The organism is Sphaerisporangium sp. NPDC004334, assembly GCF_053602655.1.
The window spans coordinates 211,505-229,150 of the sequence record NZ_JBSGDZ010000004.1; the positions used below are offsets into that span (position 1 = coordinate 211,505).

General features: G+C 70.1%; 18 protein-coding genes. 14 read left to right on the plus strand and 4 right to left on the minus strand.

Annotated elements, in window-relative coordinates:
- The first annotated feature begins 125 nt into the window (after positions 1-125).
- The 3 genes from ACWEN6_RS06365 to ACWEN6_RS06375 all read left to right on the plus strand — a co-directional run bounded on the left by ACWEN6_RS06365 (position 126) and on the right by ACWEN6_RS06375 (position 2,899).
- Positions 126-977: a helix-turn-helix transcriptional regulator gene (locus ACWEN6_RS06365; protein ID WP_452569252.1), complete on the plus strand. Its 852-nt coding sequence runs from the start codon at positions 126-128 to the stop codon at positions 975-977.
- A 96-nt stretch (positions 978-1,073) separates the two neighbouring features.
- Entirely contained in the window at positions 1,074-2,213 is a 1,140-nt protein-coding gene (locus ACWEN6_RS06370; protein ID WP_452569253.1) for a sensor histidine kinase, read from the plus strand.
- On the plus strand, positions 2,210-2,899 hold the full coding sequence (locus tag ACWEN6_RS06375) for a response regulator (RefSeq protein ID WP_452569254.1): 690 nt from the start codon (positions 2,210-2,212) through the stop codon (positions 2,897-2,899). The genes ACWEN6_RS06370 and ACWEN6_RS06375 overlap by 4 nt, the downstream gene beginning before the upstream one ends.
- Here ACWEN6_RS06375 and ACWEN6_RS06380 read toward each other — a convergent pair.
- Positions 2,862-3,599, minus strand: coding sequence for a DUF2306 domain-containing protein (locus tag ACWEN6_RS06380; protein WP_452569255.1), 738 nt, complete (start codon positions 3,597-3,599; stop codon positions 2,862-2,864). The two genes, ACWEN6_RS06375 and ACWEN6_RS06380, sit on opposite strands and share 38 nt — an antisense overlap.
- A 158-nt stretch (positions 3,600-3,757) precedes the next feature.
- On the opposite strand from ACWEN6_RS06380, the gene ACWEN6_RS06385 reads away from it, so the two are divergent.
- From ACWEN6_RS06385 to ACWEN6_RS06425, 9 genes are all read left to right on the plus strand, one after another.
- Entirely contained in the window at positions 3,758-4,750 is a 993-nt protein-coding gene (locus tag ACWEN6_RS06385) for an NAD(P)-dependent alcohol dehydrogenase (protein ID WP_452569256.1), read from the plus strand.
- Between the two features lie 129 nt (positions 4,751-4,879).
- On the plus strand, positions 4,880-5,182 hold the full coding sequence (locus ACWEN6_RS06390) for a hypothetical protein (RefSeq protein ID WP_452569257.1): 303 nt from the start codon (positions 4,880-4,882) through the stop codon (positions 5,180-5,182).
- 421 nt (positions 5,183-5,603) lie between these two features.
- Positions 5,604-6,263: a Crp/Fnr family transcriptional regulator gene (locus ACWEN6_RS06395; RefSeq protein WP_452569258.1), complete on the plus strand. Its 660-nt coding sequence runs from the start codon at positions 5,604-5,606 to the stop codon at positions 6,261-6,263.
- 129 nt (positions 6,264-6,392) lie between these two features.
- Positions 6,393-7,106 (plus strand): hypothetical protein, encoded by a 714-nt coding sequence (locus ACWEN6_RS06400; protein WP_452569259.1) that lies wholly within the window; start codon positions 6,393-6,395, stop codon positions 7,104-7,106.
- Positions 7,103-7,441: a hypothetical protein gene (locus tag ACWEN6_RS06405; RefSeq protein WP_452569260.1), complete on the plus strand. Its 339-nt coding sequence runs from the start codon at positions 7,103-7,105 to the stop codon at positions 7,439-7,441. Before ACWEN6_RS06400 ends, ACWEN6_RS06405 begins: the two co-directional genes overlap by 4 nt.
- Before the next feature lie 266 nt (positions 7,442-7,707).
- On the plus strand, positions 7,708-9,447 hold the full coding sequence (locus ACWEN6_RS06410) for a hypothetical protein (RefSeq protein WP_452569261.1): 1,740 nt from the start codon (positions 7,708-7,710) through the stop codon (positions 9,445-9,447).
- On the plus strand, positions 9,444-10,964 hold the full coding sequence (locus ACWEN6_RS06415) for a hypothetical protein (RefSeq protein ID WP_452569262.1): 1,521 nt from the start codon (positions 9,444-9,446) through the stop codon (positions 10,962-10,964). Before ACWEN6_RS06410 ends, ACWEN6_RS06415 begins: the two co-directional genes overlap by 4 nt.
- Before the next feature lie 97 nt (positions 10,965-11,061).
- Positions 11,062-12,303 (plus strand): DUF4407 domain-containing protein, encoded by a 1,242-nt coding sequence (locus ACWEN6_RS06420; protein WP_452569263.1) that lies wholly within the window; start codon positions 11,062-11,064, stop codon positions 12,301-12,303.
- A gap of 61 nt (positions 12,304-12,364) precedes the next feature.
- Positions 12,365-13,108 carry an SAM-dependent methyltransferase gene (locus tag ACWEN6_RS06425; RefSeq protein ID WP_354917258.1) on the plus strand — a complete coding sequence of 248 codons (744 nt, stop codon included), beginning with the start codon at positions 12,365-12,367 and terminating at the stop codon, positions 13,106-13,108.
- 260 nt (positions 13,109-13,368) lie between these two features.
- Here ACWEN6_RS06425 and ACWEN6_RS06430 read toward each other — a convergent pair whose 3' ends face one another.
- Complete coding sequence (locus ACWEN6_RS06430; RefSeq protein ID WP_452569264.1) at positions 13,369-13,611, minus strand: hypothetical protein; 243 nt, start codon at positions 13,609-13,611, stop codon at positions 13,369-13,371.
- Positions 13,612-14,233: 622 nt separating this feature from the next.
- Here ACWEN6_RS06430 and ACWEN6_RS06435 point away from each other — a divergent pair.
- Complete coding sequence (locus tag ACWEN6_RS06435) at positions 14,234-15,127, plus strand: helix-turn-helix transcriptional regulator (RefSeq protein WP_452569265.1); 894 nt, start codon at positions 14,234-14,236, stop codon at positions 15,125-15,127.
- A gap of 35 nt (positions 15,128-15,162) precedes the next feature.
- On the opposite strand, the gene ACWEN6_RS06440 is transcribed toward ACWEN6_RS06435, so the two are convergent.
- Positions 15,163-15,759: a TetR/AcrR family transcriptional regulator gene (locus ACWEN6_RS06440; protein ID WP_452569266.1), complete on the minus strand. Its 597-nt coding sequence runs from the start codon at positions 15,757-15,759 to the stop codon at positions 15,163-15,165.
- Between the two features lie 94 nt (positions 15,760-15,853).
- Here ACWEN6_RS06440 and ACWEN6_RS06445 point away from each other — a divergent pair, with 94 nt between their 5' ends.
- Complete coding sequence (locus ACWEN6_RS06445; RefSeq protein ID WP_452569267.1) at positions 15,854-16,618, plus strand: SDR family NAD(P)-dependent oxidoreductase; 765 nt, start codon at positions 15,854-15,856, stop codon at positions 16,616-16,618.
- A gap of 109 nt (positions 16,619-16,727) precedes the next feature.
- Here the strand turns inward: ACWEN6_RS06445 and ACWEN6_RS06450 are convergent, their stop codons facing one another.
- Positions 16,728-17,480 (minus strand): SDR family NAD(P)-dependent oxidoreductase, encoded by a 753-nt coding sequence (locus ACWEN6_RS06450; protein WP_452569268.1) that lies wholly within the window; start codon positions 17,478-17,480, stop codon positions 16,728-16,730.
- Between the last annotated feature and the right edge of the window lie 166 nt (positions 17,481-17,646).

Genomic DNA, 17,646 nt, shown 5'->3' on the forward strand with positions numbered 1-17,646 from the left:
GGTGCGGTGGCCGGGAGACGGCCGCCGCGGGTGGGCGCACCATCACCGTCACCCCTCGCGGCACCGCGGAGCCAGGGACCGGGAGTCCGTGGCTGGGCGCCGGAATCCGGCATACCGTGGACGACATGGACAGACGTGCCCTGGCGGAGTTCCTGCGCAACAAGCGCGAACGGGTCGCGCCCGCGGACGTGGGACTGCCCCACGGACCCCGCCGGCGCACACCGGGCCTGCGCCGCGAGGAGGTCGCCCAGCTCGCCTACATCTCGGTCGACCACTACAGCAGGCTGGAGCAGGCCCGCGGCAGGCATCCGTCCCGGCGCGTGCTCGACGGCATCGCCCGCGCGTTGCGCCTGTCCGGCCAGGAACGCGCCCACCTGTTCCACCTGGCCGGCGAGAGGGACGAGAGCGACGCCTCCGGCCCGGTCCGCGAGGTGCAGCCGAGCACGCTCAACCTGGTCAACCGGCTGACCGACGCCGCCGCCATCGTCGTGGACCAGACCTGCCGCGTGCTGGCCTGGAACCCGCTGGCCGCGGCCCTGTTCGAGGACTTCTCCGCCCTGGCGGGACAGGAACGCAACATCATCCGGCGGTACTTCCTGCATCCGGACCCGGAGCGGCGGCACTACGGCATGGGCACCGAGGAGCGGTTCGTCGTCACGGCCGTCAGCTACCTGCGCATGGCGGTCACCCGCTATCCCGGCAACCCCGAGCTGGAGGGCCTGGTGGCCGAGCTGATCGCCGGGAGCGAGGAGTTCGCCGCCCTGTGGAACTCCCATGGGTTCCACATCGAGCGGCATCTGCGCCAGACCGTCCGCCACCCGCAGGTGGGGCCGATCGAGCTGGACTTCGACGTCCTGACCGTGCCCGACCAGGAGCAGCAGGTGGTCGTGTTCACCGCCGAACCCGGATCGTCCGCCTACCAGGCCCTCCAGCTCCTCAGGGTCATCGGCACCCAGCGGATGACCGCCGGCACCTGACCGCCGTCCGCGAACGGCCGGGCCACCGCGGAAGGTGCGCCGGTTCTCCTCCTTTGGGCCGGTCACAAGGAACGCGAGCTCTCGTACGATGACCTCGTGCGCGCCCTCCTTCGCTCGGTGTGGGACGAACCCCGTCCTCCGGATCCGCCGCGGCGGGTGTGGCGTGACTGGGCGCTCGTGGGCGTGCTCGTGCCGCTCGCGGTGCTCGAAGGCATCGTGCGATCCGACCTGCCGTGGCGCGCCCTCTCGGTGGCCATCACGCTGGGGCTGGTGCCCACGCTGCTGTGGCGCCGCACCCATCCGCTCATGATGATCGTCATCGTCTTCGGCGTCACGAACCTCGCCCCGCTACTCGCCGGCGGAGCGTCGCCGGAGACCAACACCCAGGGCTACCTGCTGCTCGTGGTCTACGCGCTGTTCCGCTGGGGCTCGGGCCGCGAGGCGGTCACCGGAGCGCTGATCATGCTGGCCTCGCTCGCCCTCGCGCTCGCGACCCACCGCATGGCGTCCGGCGACGCGGGGGGCGGGCTCGCCATCATGTGCGCGGCCACCGCCCTGGGCGGCACGTTCCGGTACCGGACCACGGCGCGGATGCGGGAGCTGGACCAGGTCAAACTCCTCGAACGCGAGCAACTGGCCCGCGACCTGCACGACACCGTCGCCCATCACGTCTCGGCGATGGCGATCCGCGCCCAGGCGGGCCTGGCGACGTCTGCCGCACGCCCGGGCGCCGCGACCGAGGCGCTCCAGGTGATCGAGGCCGAGGCGGCGCGCGCCCTGGACGAGATGCGCGCCATGGTGCGCGTCCTGCGCCGTGACCGGCCCGCCGACCTGACGCCCGGCCGGGGCCTCACCGATCTCCGGGAGCTCGCGAATCCGGGCCGTTCCGGGCCGCCCGTCGAGGTGGAGATGGCGGGCGACCTCGGCGACGTCCCCCCGTCGGTGGCGGCCGCGGTCTACCGGCTCGCCCAGGAGTCGGTCACCAACGCCCTGCGGCACGCGCGTAACGCCACCCGCGTACAGGTCCACCTCACCGCCGACGACACGACCGTGCGCCTGCGCGTGCACGACGACGGCGACACCGGCCCGGTACGCCCCTCGGGCTCCCCCGGGTACGGGATCATCGGCATGGTCGAGCGTGCCGACCTGCTCGGCGGCGCCTGCGTGGCCGGGCCCGATCCCGAAGGCGGCTGGACGGTCGAGGCCACGCTGCCGCGCAAGGGGTCGGGGGCGTGACCGTCCGCGTGCTGGTCGCCGACGACCAGGAGATCGTCCGCACCGGGCTCACGATGATCCTGGACGCCCAGCCGGGCATCGAGGTGGCGGGCCAGGCCGCCGACGGGCGGCGGGCCGTCGAGCTCGCGCGGCGCCTGCGCCCCGACGTGTGCCTGTTCGACATCCGCATGCCGGGCCTGGACGGCATCGAGGCCACCCGCCGGCTCGCCGGGCCGGGTGTCGAGGACCCGCTCGCCGTCGTCGTCATCACCACCTTCGACCTCGACGAGTACGTCTACGCCGCCCTGCGGGCCGGCGCCCGTGGTTTCCTGCTGAAGAACGCCGGCGCGGAGCTGCTCACGCAGGCCGTCCACGCCGCCGCCTCCGGAGACGCGCTCATCGCGCCGAGCATCACCGCGCGGCTGCTCGCGACCTTCGCCCGCACCGGGCCCGCCGCACCGCCGGTGCGGCCCATCGAGACGCTCACCGACCGGGAAGAGCAGATCCTCGCCACCGTGGCGAGCGGACGGACCAACACCGAGATCGCCGACGAGCTGCACATCTCGCTCAGTACCGTCAAGACCCACATCGCCAGCCTCATGGCCAAGCTCGGCGCCCGCAACCGCGTCGAGATCGCCATGTGGGCCTACGAGACGAACCGGGCGCCCTTCACCGGCCCGCGGGACGAGCCGCGGGGACGCCGCTAGGCCGCCGTCGGCCCCCGGCCGGCCCTCTGCGGATGACCCATTCGGCGACGGCGAGGTTGAGCACCCAGGCGCCGCCCAGGAGCAGTGCCCGCGGAAGCTCCCCCGGCATGCCGGCGACCAGGATGTAGGGCAGCTGGGTGACGCCCTGCGTGCCCGCGGCCATGCCGATCGCGTAGCCGCGGATCATCCAGGCGCGGTGCCCGGCGAAGTCGCGCCGCCGGATCGCGGCGAACCCCAAGGCGATGGACGCGAGCATCGCGGTGCCGAACACGAGGCGGAACACGGCCAGCAGGTCGCCGTCCCCCACGGGCCGCGGATAGAACAGGGTCATCCACAGGCCAGAGCCCGCCGCGACCAGCCCGCAAACCACCAGCAGCCGCCCGGCGGCGCGATGCCAGGCGAGCCGCCGCCGCCGGAAACCGGGGGCGAACTGGAAGGCGCCGAGGACGCCATACAGGGTGACGCCGACGATGTGCAGCATCACCGGTACGGGCGCCGCGAAGAAGCGCGCGTTCTGCGGGGTGATCGCCGCGCCGCCGGTCAGCTCGGTCATGCGGACGGCGCCGGCGATCACCGGAATGGCGGCGAGCAGGAGCAGCGAGGCGGGTATCAGCCACCCCGGCCTCGGCCGGGAAACCGTGGCGGAGCCGGCCGGCGGCGGCGGGAACGGGGGGCGCACCATGGAACTCTCGTGGGTCATGAGCCGATGGTGCCGGTCGCGGCCGTGGCCGCTCATCGGCGTACCGGCCCGGCTCTTCCCGGCCGTCCGGCCATCGAACGGGCGTACTTTCGGCTGATGAGCCCTGTCGCAGGCGCTTCTTACATTGATCCTGCCCCTTCGTGGATGAGGAGAATGTGATGAAGGCGTTCGTCCTGCGTTCGTACGGCTCACCCGGCGACCTCCGCCCCACCGACGTGGACCGGCCCGTCCCCCGCGACGACGAGGTGCTGGTGCGGGTGCGCGCCACCTCCGTCCAGCCCTACGACTGGCACCACCTGCGAGGACAGCCGTACGTCGCGCGCCTGATGGGCGGCACCCTCGGCCTACGCGGCCCGAAGATCGACATCCTGGGCGCCGACATCGCGGGACAGGTCGAGGCGGTCGGCGGCGACGTGACGACGTTCGGCCCCGGCGACGAGGTGTTCGCGATGCCCAAGCGGGGCGGCTTCGCCGAGTACGTGTGCGTCCGGGCGGACGAGCTGGCGCCCAAGCCGCCCAGCCTGTCCTTCGCGCAGGCGGCGGCGGTGCCGGTGGCCGCCTGCACCGCACTGCTGGGCCTGCGCGACGCCGGCCGGATCCAGTCCGGGCACAAGGTCCTGGTCAACGGCGCCTCCGGCGGCGTGGGCACCTTCGCGGTACAGCTCGCCCGCGCCTTCGGCGCGAAGGTCACCGGCGTCTGCGGTCCGCGCAACGCCGAGCTGGTCCGCTCGATCGGCGCGCAGGAGGTCATCGACCGCACCCGGCAGGACTTCACCCGGAGCGGGCAGCGCTACGACCTGCTGCTCGACAACGCCGGAGGCCACTCGGCGCTCGCCTGCCGCCGGGTGCTGACACCTGGAGGAACCCACGTGGTCGTCGGCGGCCCGGCGGGCCGATGGCTGCAGCCGGCCGGCCACGCGTTCGCGACGCTCGCGCTCGGCCCGTTCGTGCCCCAGCGCGTCGCCCTCGCCGACGTGGTCGGCTGCCCGGACATCCGGAGCAAGCTTCTGGCCCTGACCGAACTCATCGAGGACGGAAGCCTCAGCCCGGTCATCGACCGCTGCTACCCGTTCGAGCAGATCCCCGAGGCCGTCGCCTACGCCGAGGAGGGCCACGCCCCCGGCAAGATCGTCATCACCATCGGCTCCTGAACCGCGTGGCCGGTTCCGCCGGCGTCCTGCCAGTGGCCGGTTCCCCGCGGGGGGCTCCTCGGCCGTGGGCCGGTCACATCGGTCCCTTTCTGGCATGCTGGACGGACGGCGATCACAAGGAGACCAGCGATGTCCCACCCCCTCGGCACGCGGCCCGCGGTCCGGCGCACGCCTCTGGACGCGGACGAAAGGGCCCGCGGCGAGGCGAACTTCGCCCCGTACGTCGCCGAGCAGCTTCTCGCCAACGGGCGGTTCAGGGTGAGCGCCGACACCGAGGAGATGGTGGAGCTGTTCCAGGCGGTCGCCCGCAGAGTGGGCGAGATGCTCCAGCGCCCCGTGATCAGCTACGCCAACGGCAGGTACATCGTGATCACCTTCGCCCCCGAGTCCCCCCACCTCCCCGGCGGCGCCCCTCGTCCGACGCTGCAGTAGCCACCGCACTCGCGTGGACGCCGCAGCGGCGTCCCCCTTCACGGGACGCCCTGGCGGACGCCGCGCATGAGGGCATCCACCTGCCGCTCACCCCGTTGACGGTGAGCCCGGTCGGCCACGACCTGCCTCGGAACCGGCCAGAGCGGTCACCTGTGCCGCTTCGAGCGGGGTACGAGGCCGCGAGCGGATGCTCGTCGCCTCGTACCAATGCGGATCTTCGTCGGCATCCGGCCCGCCCAGCCCTTCTCAATCCGGGTCGAAAGAGCATCTGGCGCCCCCTCCCGGTCGAATCCGATTCACATTCGACCTATTGGCGCGAAAGCAGACGCTCTATGCGATATGTGTACGTCGTATCTTGAGGCGGCAGACGAAAGAGGGGGGCGTCGCGATGGGGATTTCCGGATGGCCGCAAGGATCATTGATGGCCAACCTCGAACCGGATATAAGGGACGAATTGCTCGCCTTGGCTCCACCCGCCATACGTAAAAGGGGGCAGGTGCTGATTCGCCAGGGCGCCCATGATCGTCATGTGTTCCTGCTGCGCTCGGCCGCTGGGGGACACGGCGTCCTCGCCAAGGTGACAGCAGATCTGGCGAACGGCGAGCAGACCCTCCTCGGAGTCCGGGTCAGCGGAGACCTCGTCGGCGAGATGGCCTCCCTCCGGGGCCTGGCCAGGTCAGCCACCGTGACGTTGTGCTCGGACTCGTTCGTGCACGTGATCTCCGATGAGGTGTTCACCGCCTTCTTGCACGCGCACCCTGCGGCCTGGCACGCCGTGACCCAGATGGTCGCCGACCGCCTCGACTGGGCCAACCGCCGTAGAGCAGACATGGCAGGACTCGACGTGGTCGGCCGACTGGTGCACGTCCTCATCGAACTAGCCGCCCAGCACGGCCACCCCGTCGAAGAGGGGTTCGACCTGGGCGTCCCCCTCACCCAACCCGAATTGGGCCGGCTCATAGGAGCCAAGGAGGACGCGGTCGGCAAGGCCATGCGCCACCTGGCGAGGCTACGCCTCACCCGGACCAGGTACGGCCGAGTGATCATTCTCGATCTGGACAGACTACGTCGCCATTGCTGATACGGATCATCCCAAATCCGTATCAGTCCGCCATTTCGAATTTCCCCCTGTGGCAAACTGTCCCATCTCCATCCGTAATGATCTCCGCAGGGGTGACCGATGCCGATAAATCATGGGCGGCGTCTTGTGATGGCGACAGACGTCGTCGGATACGGCAAGGGCGACGACCAGCGCCATCAATCAATACAACGCTCTTTGCTCGATGTTCTGAACGAGGCCGCCGATGCCGCCGGGCTCAGCAGACGCGGCTGGGATCGGCAGCCGTCCGGTGACGGCGAGTTCGCCGTCCTTCCACCCTCCGAATCAGAGCCGCAGGTCCTCGACGCGTTCGTCCGCCAGCTCGACCGCGTCCTCGCCCATCACAACCGCCCGTTGAAGCGTTCGGCGCGCCTACGGCTACGCGTCGCGGTGCATGTCGGCGTCGTCGCGAAAGCGGCCAATGGTTACGCCGGTCAGGCCGCCACCCAAGTCGGCCGGCTGGTCGATTGCGCCCCCCTGCGGCGAGCCATCGAAACGGCCAAGAACGCCAACCTCGCGCTCATCATCTCCGATGAAGTTCACAGTGGAACGGTCAAGCAGGGCCACACCTCCTACACCCCCACCGACTTCGTGCGAGTGGAGGTCAAGCAGAAGGAGTACCAGGCACCTGCCTGGATCCACGTGCCGGCTGCCCAGCACCAACCTGATGGCGCCGATCTCTCGGACCCTGCCGAGCTTACGCGCGATCCGGAGCCCACCAGGGCCGCCGTCAACGAGTTCCACGGCAGCGTCAGTATCAACGGGGGCGTCTTCGGCATCTCCAACGCCCCGATCACCAATCACGTGTACAGGAGTCGGCCATGACCGGCAACCTTCCCGAGATCGCCACAGCGCTCTGGGCGGCGGTGTCCGCGGGCGGCCTGGAGCGGGCCGGCGCGTACGGCACAGAAGCCGCGGCCAGGGGTCTCGGCCTTCTCTGGGGCAAGATCCGCGCGGACCGGCGGGAGAAGGGCCACCCGGAGGTGCCCGGCAGCCGTGAGGAGCTGTATCTGAGCCTGCTGGCGCTGCTCGCGGAGGATCAGGAGGCTCGCTCACTCGCCGGACAGATCAGGGCCGAGCAGGTGGTGACGAACACCTTCCACAGTCAGGTCACGGTCCACGGAGGGACGATCGGCATCAATAATGGCCCGGAGGGGTGATGACGTCCTCGTCCCACGAGGCGGAACCGGAACAAGCCGGGCAGGTGCCCTCAGGCGTCGGCACGTCCGGCACCTCTCAGACCGTCAACATGGAGTTCCATGAAGCGGTGCACATCAACGGGCCGGCGGGAATCGCCTGTGCCCTCCCCAACAAGGCGGAGCGAGCGCTCGGACGCGTGCCCGCCGGCGTCATCAGGCGAGCGCTGTCGGCGTACGCGTCCCCGCATCCCTACGAGGAGGCCTTGCACGCGCTGAGGCGCGACCGCGTGGTCGTCCTCTACGGCACCAGGGGGTTGGGCAAGCGCACCTCGGCCATCCATCTCATGCGCGCCACCACGGACGCCCCGCTCGTCACACTGCTTCCCGATCAGTCACTGAAAGATCTGGGCGGTCACACCTATACCAAGGGCTTCGCCTACCTCGTGCTCGGCTGGTCGGGAGAGGACGGCAACTCGGAGAGCGGAGACTTCGGTCTGGACGCCCTGGTGGAGAAGACCCAAGGCGTCGACGCCTTTGTGATCATCACAAGCGAGAAGCCGATCAGCGGTGTCCAGTCCTCGGTGATCCAGCAGGTCGCGTGGTCACGCCCGTCGGATCGAGCCGTACTCGAGGCGCACGGCATCCGTGGTGACACTCTCGCCAGGGCCGTGGCGGCGATCACGACCGAGCACGGCCTCGGCGACGTCGTCGAACTCGCCCGGCGGCTCCGCGAAGGCGTCGACCTCGAGACCGCCGTGACCGGGCTCGATCTGGCGGAACGACGACGGGTGGAGGAGTGGTTCGCAAAGGGCCCTACGCCGCGGGAGATCCTCGAGGTCACCGTGCTCTGCTTCCTGGCCGGGGTTTCCGAACGACGATTCGAGGAGTGGCTGGGGCTGCTGCTGATGACGGTGGACACCGGGGTCGACGCGGAAACGGATGGACCCATCAGCCGAGATCCGGCCTTCCTGCCGGTCCGGCAGCGTCCCGCCGACTCGCTGATCACCATGGAGCGCCTCTTCGCCGACACCGAGGACGCCATTCCGGGCCAGACGCGACGCTGCCTGCTCTTCAAGTCCGAGGGCTTTCACGCACACGTCGTCTCCGCCCTCTACAGCCGCTACCCGCAGACCTTCTGGGAACCGGTGTTCGCCTGGTTGCACCGGATCATCGCCTCCGCCGACCCGGTCACCCGCACCCGGATCGCCTACGGCCTCGCCCTGCTCGCCTCTGAGGACTTCGACACCATCCGGGAGCGGTTCCTGCAGCCCTGGTCGGCGGAGACGGACTGGCGCCCCTGGCGAACGGCCTCGTTCGTCCTGTGGTTCATGTGCGGCGATCACGATCTCGCACCGCTCGCCCGTCAGACCGCGATCCGGTGGGCCCGTAGCGCGAACGGACTGCGTCGCAAGGCGTCCGCGGTGGCGTTCTCCGGCGGCCTCGGCGTGCTGTATCCGAGCGAGGCCGTGCGCTTCCTGTGGTACCTGGCCGAGCACGACATGTCGGATTCGGCACGGAGCGCGATCGCTCAGCTTTACGCCACGCTGAGCGACGCGGGCACCGGTGACCACCGGGTGGTGCTCAACGACCTGCTCTCCCGCCTCAGCAGGCACTCCGGAGTGGGAAGCCCGCGACTGGTGCTCACCATCGATGTCGCCCTCGACGTGCTCGCATTCCGAAACGGCGACGAGCTGCTCATAGCCTCCCAGATCATGTCCGGGAGCACTGAGCCTGCCATGCTCGCCCGGTTATGGGCGCACTGTCTGTGCAACAGGCCCCGCCGTACGGCGAGCTTCGCGACCCTCTATGACGTGCTCAGCGCTCTCGGCGCGATGGGGTCGAAGACGCAGGAACGGACCCGATGCCTTCTGCACCGTCTGGCCGAGACGCTACCTCGGACAGAGCGCGAGCCCTTCATGCGGGATTTCTCCCGGTATCTCACTCAGCGGCGGAACGGCACGATCCCCGTGAGCCTCTTCCTTCCACTCCTTGAATCGATCTTCTCGAACTCCCAGGAGACCGAATGAACGACCCATATCCCATAAACGCCCAGTCCCGCCTGCTCCCAGTGGAGAAACGGAGCCGGTTCGGCTTCGGCACGCGCCGGCGCCCAATATCGGAAATCCCCATGCCGCTGCCCCATCAGGTCGTGGTGCTGTCCGACGGGAGCAGGTTCGACGGCAGCGACCGGAAACCGCTGGGCTCCCGCGAGCATCACGTGATCAACGCGACGAGCTACAGCGTCATCGACATCACGCGTGAGCGGCCCGTCGCCGTACGCGTGTGCGTGCCGTCCAGCGGCGCCGACGAGTTCACCCTGGAGGTCACTTTCGCCTGTACGGTGACCGACCCGGCCACCGTGGCCAAGAGCGGCCATAGGGACCTCACCATCCCGCTGCAGACCTACCTGAAGAGCTACCACCGCCTGCACCAGATAGGGCTACGGCAGTCCACGGCCGAAGTAGCCGACGTCAAGGACAACGCGATCATCGAACTCGGGATCTACGCCGAGGCCAAACCACCCATCTTCGCGGGGATGCACGTGCAGATCGCCAGCGTCGAGGTGCTCACGCCCGAGGATGTACGGGAGGAGCGGCGGGCGGCCGAACGACGTCGCAGGGAACACGAAAAGCAACAGGAGGAGCTCGACCAGAGGCACGAACTGACGGTCAGGCGCCGGAACCACGAGAAGTACGAGGAGTGGGACGAGCTCCAGTACACGTACCGGCGCGCAGAGCAAGAACGGCGCTTCAGCCGAGAACTCGATCGTGAGGACGAAGAGTACCGGCAGGATAAGGAGCACAGCAGGAGTGCCGCTCTGCTGGACGACGTGAAGATGTACCGCGACGCCCTGTCCGATGACCGTGACATCGAACTGCTGAGCATGGTCGCCGGCAGGATGAACGAAGGCGACTTCGTGCTCCGCCGGGATAGAGAGCTCGAACACCGGCGGGCCGAGGATGCGGACGTTCGCAGAGAGAACGCCGAGCGCGATCGCATCCTGGAGGAGCGCAGGTGGGAGGAGCGCCAGGAGCGCTTGCGTGCGGAGCACGCGGAGCGCATGCGCGCGCAGGAGCTCGAATCCGAGCGCATCCGGCAGGAGCGTGAGGAGCAGCGCGAGCGGCTGCGAGGTGACCTGGTGCGCGACGAGCGCGACCGCGAGGAGCGCAAGGAGACCCGGCAACTGGAGTACGACAAGGAGATCCGCGCACGAGAGCTTAAGGCGAGCAGGCGGCGGCAGGAGCGTGAGGACCGCCGCGAGGACCTGCAGTTGCAGCAGCAGCGCGAGATGAAGAACGAGGAGAGCCGTGCCGACCTGGCACGAGAACTCGTCAAGCGAGGCCATCTGGACCAGACCCCTCTGGGCGAGTTCGTCGTCGAGCAACTGGTGGAGCAGAGCACCGGCGTGAACAGCGAGAGGGCGGCGTACGCCCCGGCACAGGAACTCGCGGGGGAAGAACGTTCAAAGATCCCCCCTCCCGCCTCCACCGAGGAGTCGGTGCCTCCGCCGAGGCCGGAGGACGTCGGTGAGTTCGATGGCTGAGGTGACGCGGACACGCAGGACACGGCCCGAGCCGCAGGCGTCTCGCCCCAGGACGGCGGCGGGCGTGGTGCGGACCCGTCCGGCGAGCGTCTCCCGGATGCTCCGCCGGCTCATCGGAGTCAACGAGGGCATCATGGACTGGGTCCCAGAAGATCGCCCTAAATACACCCGTACCGGGGCGGTGGTCCTGTTCACGGCCTTCATGGCGGCGCTCGCGGCATGGGTCGTCCTGCACGAGATCCTGAGCGTGCCCGTCGCCGGTTCGCTGGCTGGGGCCCTCTTCTGGGGAGCGCTCATCGCCGTGTTTGACAGCTGGCTAATCGCCAGCACACACGGGGTTGTAGGTCGTTACCGGATCGGACTGTTACTGCCGAGACTCGCCATCGCCATGCTGGTCGGCGTCGTCATCTCCGAGCCCGTCACGCTGAAGGTGTTCGAGTCCGCCATCGCCGAGCAGATCTCGGTCGCCCGGCGCGAGGCCGACAACGCCGTGATCAACGGCTACCGCCGGTGCTACCCCGAGGACGCGGACGCTCCACGCCCGACCGGCTGCGACGCGTACAAGCTCAATGTGACGACGCCGCGCAGCGTTCGGGAGGCTCTACGGAAGGCGGAAGCGACACAAGGCGCGGTCGCTGAGCAGATCGACAAGACGCAGACGTACCTGGACGGCAAGAAGGAGCGCGCGGACGACGAATGCAAAGGCAAATTCGGTCCGCTTCTCACTGGTATCAAAGGCGAGGGGATCTCCTGCCGCCGTGACACGCAGGACTGGCGGAACGCCGTCGCGTCGCACCCTCTGGGCGATCTGGTCGACCATCAGGAACGGCTGGCTCAGGAGATCGATGATCTGCGCGGGAAGCTGAGCACCGCCAAGTCCACGTACCAGGCCGAGGTGCGTGAACAGATCAACGAGCAGGTGAGGAAGGTCGCCCGGGCCGCCAACCCGGGGGTGCTCGAACGACTCGAAGGCCTCGCCTCGCTCTCCGGTCGCCACCCCGTGGTCTTCTGGGCGCATTGGTTGCTCGCCCTGCTTCTCCTCTTGATCGACTGTTTCCCCGTGCTGACCAAACTGATCAGCCCTCCCTCGGCCTACGACCGGCGGATGGCGCTCCAACTCGAGAGCAAAGAGCGACTGCACGACAACGACATCCGGCTCACCGAGCGGGTACGTACGGGCGACACCGAGATCGCGATGCACCAGAAAGACCTGCGCGTCCGGCATGCGATGGAGGACAGCGACCAGGAGGTGCGCCTGCACGCCGCCGAACGAGAGGCCGAGCTGAGGGCTCGGATGGATCGCCTCGCCGAGACGGCCAAGACCGCGCGTCACCCCTGATCCGCTCTGGACGCTCGGGCACGGCTGGTGCGGCGTGTGGGGGATACGACAGATTGGTCCCATGGAACGCCAGATGATCAGTCGTCTCGCCCATCGGGACCATCCCATCGCCGCGCCGGTCTCGGGCGCCCACGTGACCCGGCTGCTGCGCCGGGCCCGGCTGCCCGAGGGGGCGCGGATCCTCGATCTCGGCTGCGGGGAGGCGGCCTGGACGCTGCGGGCGCTGGCGCTCTACGAGGACGCGACCGCCGACGGCGTCGACATCTCCGCCGACGCGATCAAGGCGGCCGAGGGGCACGCGGAGATGCAGGGCGTCTGGGAGCGCATCCGGCTCCACGAGCGGCCGGCCGCCGACTTCCCCGTGGCCGAGCGGTACGACCTGGTGATCTGCGTGGGAGCGACGCACGCGTTCGGCGGGCTCAAGCCCACCGTCGGCCACGTGCGGCGCTACCTGAGGCCGAACGGCCTGGCGCTGGTCGGCGAGGCGTTCTGGGAGCGCGAGCCGACGCCCGAAGCGCTCACCCGGCTGGGCGCCGAGCCGTCGGAGTGGCTGGACCTGCCAGGTACCGTCGCCGCCGCCGAGGCCGCCGGTTTCGACACCGTCTACGGCTACACCAGTGATCTGTCCGAATGGGATGACTACGAGTGGTCCTGGACGGGGACGCTGCTGCGCTGGGCCAACGAGAACCCCGGCCCGGACGCCGAAGCGGTTCGCGCGACCGCTCTGGAGCACCGCGACATGTGGCTGCACGGCTACCGCGGAATCCTCGGCTTCGTCACCCTTCTCCTCCAGCGAACAGGCTGACCGTCCGCTGGGCGGCCTCCGGCCGGCGACCGCTCACGCCGGCGCGCCGAACGGCTTCGCGACCCGGCCCAGGCCGGCCGCGACCCGGACCAGGCCGGCACCGCGAGGAGGGCGACGTCGTACGCCCGGGCCGCGTCCCTGCGGGGACACGGCCCGCGGCCTGGCGGGTCGGCCTCGCCGCCGGATCAGGGCCTAGGAAACGGCCGACGCCGCTGCCGTGTCGACGTCACCACCGATCCGCCGGAAGGTACCGGGAGGACTCAGCGTTCGTAGAGGTTCCAGTTGGTGGGCGTCTGCTCGCAGTAGTACCAGTCGCCGGAGTGCCCTTCCTCCTGGGCCTTCTTCTGCTCGAAGTAGTTCTCCACCGCGTGGCAGAAGATCCCGCCGGCCTCGGAGTTGGCGAAGGTACTGATCAGCGTGGCCGCGTGCGCCGGGGCGGAGAGCAGGCCGGCGCCTGCGGCGGCTGCGGCCGCGACGACGGTGATGCGTGTTCTGAGGTTCACAACTCGACTCCCATCGATCGGGTGTTGGACGCGGTCCGGGGCCCACGGCGAGTTGATCTCGTACCGCCGACTGTAGGGCCCGCGACAGAGGGCTCCCTGGATCTTGTGAACCACGGTTCGGCAGGGCCACCGACAAGCCGTGATCCTGCGCTATACGCGGCGGAAAGCTCCTGCGGTGGTTCGGGGAATCCCCAGGTGAGCGATGCCGATGGCGCCTGACCGCGTCCGTGAGCCGTCGGCCGGCGGTGTGGCCGGGGGCCGGTGCGCGGCGGGCATCCCGGTGAAACTTGCAGAAATGGCGGGGGCCGGACTCGCGACTCCGGACGCCGCGGACGCGTCGCGGCGGCACCAGGGCGTCAGGCCGGCACCAGGCCGGCACCAGGCCGGCACGGTCGCGGCGGGCGGCCCCGCGTCCGGTGGAGCCGAGCACGACCATCGGCAACCGCCTGGTGGAGCGCGGGATCAGCGGAGCCGGCGGGAACCGGCCGCGCATACCCGAGCCGAGGTGTCCCACGGGTTCATGGCCGCGTCCGCCGGCAGGACATCGGACGGTGAGCGTTCCGCGCATCTTGATCGCGACGAAGCCCCCCATCGCGACGCGACGGTAATGCAAACTTCAGGCATGGGCGACGAGCGGTCAGCGGCCAGGGAGCTCGGCATGTTCCTGCGCTCTCGGCGCGAGAGGACGACTCCGCAGGACCTCGGGCTGGAGCCCGGTCCGAGAAGGAAGGTCGAAGGACTCCGCCGGGAAGAGGTCGCGGCTCTGGCCGGGCTGAGCACCGACTACTACCAGCGCCTGGAACAGGGCAGGAGCGCGCGCCCCTCCGACGCGGTGCTGAACTCGATCGCCGACGCGCTCGATCTGGACGAGGTGGACCGACGTCACCTGATGAGGCTGGCGCAACTCGCGCGCAGGCCCCGGCCGCCGGCCCGCCGTGCGGCGGACCGGGTGCCGAGGAACACCAGGCTGCTGCTGGCGGCGATAGACCTGCCGGCGTTCGTCGCCACCCGGCACCTGGACATGCTCGCATGGAACGACCTGGCCGCGGCGCTGCTGGGCGATCCCCACGCCTTCCCACCGGACCGGCGCAACGTGCTCCTCTCCCTGTTCCATGAGCATCTCCAGCTCGGGTGCCCGGGATGGGAGGCCATGGCGCTGGACTACATCGGCATACTGCGCGCCGCCGTCTCCGCCGACCCCGATCACCCGCGGGCGGTCGAGGTCGTGACCGAACTGCGCATCAGCAGCTCCGAGTTCCGCCGGCTGTGGGAACGGCACGACGTCAGGGAGGCCGTCCACGGCGCCAAGACCTTCCCGAACCCGCGCGTCGGTGACATCGCCGTCGAATGGGACGCCTACCCGCTGCAACCCCCGCCCGGACCGCTGCTGATCGTGTTCACCCCCGAAGCAGGGCATGAGGAGCGATTACGCCTCCTGAAAGTGATCACAGCGGCCGGCGAGGACCGTGACCCGTACGCCGCGCTCTCCGAGGAACCCGCGGAACCGGCCCGGTAACGCCTCGTTCGCGGCGGGAGCCATGCCGTGCCGATTCAGCGGACCTGCTTCCCGTCCCCTTCCGAACCGGGCCGCAGACCGGCCATGAGGAGGTCGAGCAGGCGGGCGGCCTGGTCGTGCCGCTCCGGCTCGCCGGCGATGAGGGAGATCCCGCCGAGTGCCATCATCACGTCCAGCGCGGCGACGTCCGGCCGGAGGCATCCGGCGGCGACACCGGCCGCGAGCAGGTTCGCGAGCGCGCCGGTGATCAGGCCGCGGGTCTCCAGCCGCTGGTCCTCGTCGGTGCCGAGCGCGGCCTTGAGCGCGTCCGCCATGCCGCGCTTCTCGGCGAGGAAGCCGAGGAATGCCTCCATCCAGGCGCGCAACGCCGTGACAGGTGGGTGCCGTGCGAGCAGGTCGGGCACGGTGTCGCAGATGCGGTCCACCTCACCGCGGTAGACGGCCCAGACCAGGTCCTCGCGGGTGGCGAAGCGCCGGTAGAGCGTGCCGATGCCCACGCCCGCGTCCTTCGCGATCTCCCTGAGCGAGGCGTCCGCGCCGTCGCGGGCGAAGGCCCGGGTGGCGGCCGCCAGCACCCGGTCCTGGTTGACCTGCGCGTCGGCGCGCATGCGCCTGGCCGTCTTCTCCGTCACCGACCCCTCCCACGCTTGTGAGCGGAGCATGCTCCGCATATGGTGGGCGCTATGCGGACGGTGCTCCGCTTAAGATCCTACCGAAGGACGGACCATGACGGAACCACTGAAGGGCACGGTCGCCCTCGTCACCGGCGCGAGCAGCGGAATCGGCGCCGCGACGGCTCGCACCCTGGCCGCCGGCGGCGCCTCGGTCGCCGTGCTGGCGCGACGCGGCGACCGGCTCCGCGCGCTCGCGGACGAACTGCGGGCCGACGGCACGACGACGCTCGTCCTGGAGTCGGACATCACCGACCGGCGGCAGGCGGAGGCGGCGGTCGAGCGCGTCGTCGCCGAACTCGGCCGGCTCGACACGGTGATCAACAACGCGGGCGTCATGCTCACCGGCCCCGTCGCGGAGGCGCCCGCGAAGGAGTGGGACCGGATGCTCGCGGTCAACGTCGAGGGCCTGCTGCACGTGACGCGCACCGCGCTCCCGCATCTGATCGACGCCGCACAGGACTCCCCTCGCCAGGTCGCCGACCTGGTCACGATCAGCTCCACGGCGGGCCGGGTCGCCCGCGCAGGAACCGCGGTCTACAGCCTGACCAAGTTCGGCGTGACCGCGTTCTCCGAATCGCTGCGGCAGGAGTTGCAGCCGAAGCGGGTGCGCGTCGGCGTGGTGGAGCCCGGCACCGTCGACACCGAACTGGCCACCCACCTGCGCGACGGCGTACGCGAAGCGGTCGCCCGGCAGCTCGGGGGCATGGAGAAACTGAGCCCGCAGGACATCGCCGACGCCGTGTCCTACATGGTCACCCGCGACAGGCGCGTCGCCGTCAACGAGATGCTCGTCCGCGCGGCGGACCAGACCTGGTGAGACCCCCGTCCACCCCGCTCACCGCCGGCCGCCGACCTGGTGGGCGCGCGTCCTTCACTCGGCCCGCGCCGCCGCCCCCTACCCGTCATGAACGTGCGGGCGAGCGGGCTCAGACCTGGATCTGCCCGCCGTCGGCGGCGTACTCGGCGCCGGTGACGAACGAGCTCTCCGGTCCGGCGAGGAAGGCGGCCAGCGCGGCGATCTCCTCGGGGCGGCCCAGCCGCTTGAGCGGCGTCTGCGCCGCGAGCCCTCCGTGGAACTCCTCCGTGCCGACTCCTGCCTCCTTCGCCAGCCCGACGAGGGCGGGAGTGACGACAGGGCCGGGCGTGATGACGTTGACCCGTACGCCCCGGGGCGCCAGTTCGGCGGCGAAGGTGCGGCCCAGGCTGCGGATGGCGGCCTTCGACGCCGCGTACAGGCCCATGCCCTCGACACCCTGATGGATGGTGGTCGAGCCGAGCAGGATCACCGAGGCGGTCTCCGCCAGCAACGGCAGCGACTTCTGCACGGTCAGCAGGGTGCCCTTGGTGTTCACGCCGAAGACGTGGTCGAAGTCCTCCTCGGTGGCCTCCGTCAGGCCTACCAGGGAGCCGAGGCCGGCGTTGGCGACCACCACGTCAAGCCGCCGGCCGTCACCGCGGACGACGTCCATGACACGGTCGAGGTCGGCGGCCTGGGAGACGTCACATGGCACGGCGACGGCCCCGGGGCCCATCTCTGCCGCCGCGTCCTGCAGTTCTTCCTTACGCCGGCCGGTCAGATAGACGCGGGCGCCGTCGTCGGCGAACCGCCGGGCGATCGCCCTGCCGATACCGCTGGAGGCTCCGGTGACCAGAGCCGTCTTTCCGTCCATGGGAAGCATGTCATGTCCTTTCGAAGGCGTGATGGTGGTGATTCGCACCGCGCGGGCCGCGGCCGGGGCGCCGTCCGACGCGACCGGCGTCGGATCAGGCTCGATCGACGTGCGAGGCCGGCCAGGCGCCGAGTTCTTGACGGAACCGTCCACAACGTAGCCCGTTCTGGACGAT

Excerpts from the sequence above, each read along its gene's own strand:
- ACWEN6_RS06365 (WP_452569252.1), top strand. The coding sequence starts at position 126 with ATGGACAGACGTGCCCTGGCGGAGTTCCTGCGCAACAAGCGCGAACGG.
- ACWEN6_RS06380 (WP_452569255.1), bottom strand. The coding sequence starts at position 3,599 with ATGACCCACGAGAGTTCCATGGTGCGCCCCCCGTTCCCGCCGCCGCCG.
- ACWEN6_RS06385 (WP_452569256.1), top strand. The coding sequence starts at position 3,758 with ATGAAGGCGTTCGTCCTGCGTTCGTACGGCTCACCCGGCGACCTCCGC.
- ACWEN6_RS06390 (WP_452569257.1), top strand. The coding sequence starts at position 4,880 with ATGTCCCACCCCCTCGGCACGCGGCCCGCGGTCCGGCGCACGCCTCTG.
- ACWEN6_RS06395 (WP_452569258.1), top strand. The coding sequence starts at position 5,604 with ATGGCCAACCTCGAACCGGATATAAGGGACGAATTGCTCGCCTTGGCT.
- ACWEN6_RS06400 (WP_452569259.1), top strand. The coding sequence starts at position 6,393 with ATGGCGACAGACGTCGTCGGATACGGCAAGGGCGACGACCAGCGCCAT.
- ACWEN6_RS06405 (WP_452569260.1), top strand. The coding sequence starts at position 7,103 with ATGACCGGCAACCTTCCCGAGATCGCCACAGCGCTCTGGGCGGCGGTG.
- ACWEN6_RS06415 (WP_452569262.1), top strand. The coding sequence starts at position 9,444 with ATGAACGACCCATATCCCATAAACGCCCAGTCCCGCCTGCTCCCAGTG.
- ACWEN6_RS06420 (WP_452569263.1), top strand. The coding sequence starts at position 11,062 with ATGCTCCGCCGGCTCATCGGAGTCAACGAGGGCATCATGGACTGGGTC.
- ACWEN6_RS06425 (WP_354917258.1), top strand. The coding sequence starts at position 12,365 with ATGGAACGCCAGATGATCAGTCGTCTCGCCCATCGGGACCATCCCATC.
- ACWEN6_RS06435 (WP_452569265.1), top strand. The coding sequence starts at position 14,234 with ATGGGCGACGAGCGGTCAGCGGCCAGGGAGCTCGGCATGTTCCTGCGC.
- ACWEN6_RS06445 (WP_452569267.1), top strand. The coding sequence starts at position 15,854 with ATGACGGAACCACTGAAGGGCACGGTCGCCCTCGTCACCGGCGCGAGC.
- ACWEN6_RS06450 (WP_452569268.1), bottom strand. The coding sequence starts at position 17,480 with ATGCTTCCCATGGACGGAAAGACGGCTCTGGTCACCGGAGCCTCCAGC.